A 411-nucleotide genomic window follows, 5' to 3' on the forward strand; every position below is an offset into this window, starting at 1 on the left:
AAAATACTATCCGCCCAGAATTGGATGATCTTCCAAGCATTTTAGAAAAATTTGCTGTAAAGAATACTTATGCTTAATAAAAAAACCCGCTCTTAAGCGGGTTTTCTTTTGAAATTAAATCAGATCAACCAATCAACTTCTTCATCAATTCATTGACTTGCGCAGGGTTGGCTTTACCCTTAGACGCTTTCATCACTTGACCAACAAGACCATTGAAAGCTTTCTCTTTACCAGATTTAAACTCTTCAACCATCTTCTCATTGGCAGCAAGAACGTCTTTAATAATCGCTTCAATCGCACCTGTATCAGTTTCCTGCTTCAAGCCTTTTTCCACAATAATTTCGTCCGCAGTTTTGCCTTCATCCCACATAAAGCCGAATACTTGCTTCGCAATCTTACCGCTAATGGTGT

The 411-nt window shown here is 38.4% G+C and carries 1 pseudogene; it reads right to left on the reverse strand.

Annotated features, from left to right (window positions below):
* Positions 1-124: 124 nt before the first annotated feature.
* A pseudogene (locus D7X32_RS44690) lies at positions 125-411 on the reverse strand (Asp-tRNA(Asn)/Glu-tRNA(Gln) amidotransferase subunit GatB); the annotation flags it as partial.

Source organism: Corallococcus carmarthensis (genome assembly GCF_003611695.1).
GTDB lineage: Bacteria > Myxococcota > Myxococcia > Myxococcales > Myxococcaceae > Corallococcus > Corallococcus carmarthensis.